Genomic DNA, 1,188 nt, shown 5'->3' on the forward strand with positions numbered 1-1,188 from the left:
GCAGAAAAGGCCATTCGAAAGAAGAAAAAGCATGGGCTAGATGCCTTTGAAAAAGAAGAAATTCGCGCATTAAATAAGCGGTTTGCCAAAAATGAAGTCGCATTTCAAGTATCTGTTTCATTCGCAAGTGACTATTATCCTGGTGTACCTGTTATCAAGAACTTAGGACATATGGTGGCAAGTATTATGGCTGATGTGAATGAGCTGAGATATAGACGGTTTAGACGCAGTATGCCAGCTGTACCACATCCCGTATACGGAAAAATGATCTGGACGGGATCAGAGCTATTAAACTTGTTCCATCTTCCGAATGTAACGGGTGATAAAAACAGCAAGACAGAGCGCAACATTTTGTATCTAGATAAAGGGGAAAACATGATACCAAATGATTTATTAGCCGAAGGCATTTCAATTGGTCATGTGATGCATCCCTATATCAAGGATCGATTAGTGAAAATTCGAGAAGACTTTTTTAAGAATCATGGTTACATTACGGGGAAAGTTGGGTCTGGTAAAAGCACCATTGCCATGAGGTTGATGCAAAGTGTCATTGATAAATGGCTAGAAAACCCGAATGAAGCGGGTGGATTGTCTCTATTTGATCCAACCGAAGATTTGGCATATGTAGCAATGAATCGACTCTTAAAAGCGGAAAAGGATGGAAAACAAGTTGATTGGAGTAAAGTTCATTTTATCCGTTTTCGAAATACAGATCATCCACCAGCCTTGAATTTGTTTCATCGCTTTCCAAATGAAGATATCCAGACAGTGGTTGAATCCATTATGGAAATGATTAAGTCAATGATTCCAGGGCAAGCACAACAAACCGAACGATTACTAAGAGCGATTATTGGGACGTTACTTTGTGATAAGAGCCAAATTCATACCATTTTAAGTATCCCATTATTCATAAGTGATGAACTGTTTCGAGCAAACGTAATAGCCAATTTACAAGGGCCAGAACAAAAATATTACTCTCACTTTTGGAAATATGAAGTAGGAAGCGCATTAGAAGACAGCACACAGGCAATTTTAAACCGATTAGATATCTTCCGTAATACGTTGTATTTAAAGCGTATGTACGGGCAAACAGGCTTTTCCTTAGAAATTAGGAAGTGGATGGATGAAGGCGTGTGCCTTGTTTCAGCCTAAACTAAACAGAAATGTTTAACAAAAGCTGAGTGACAT

Annotated in this window: 1 pseudogene; it reads left to right on the top strand. The window is 38.7% G+C overall.

Going from position 1 to position 1,188, the window contains the following annotated elements:
* Window positions 1-1,131: pseudogene (locus ACQRBL_RS32260) on the top strand (ATP-binding protein); the annotation flags it as partial.
* Between the last annotated feature and the right edge of the window lie 57 nt (window positions 1,132-1,188).

The organism is Bacillus sp. AF62 (assembly GCF_050312695.1).
GTDB lineage: Bacteria > Bacillota > Bacilli > Bacillales > Bacillaceae_G > Bacillus_A > Bacillus_A cereus.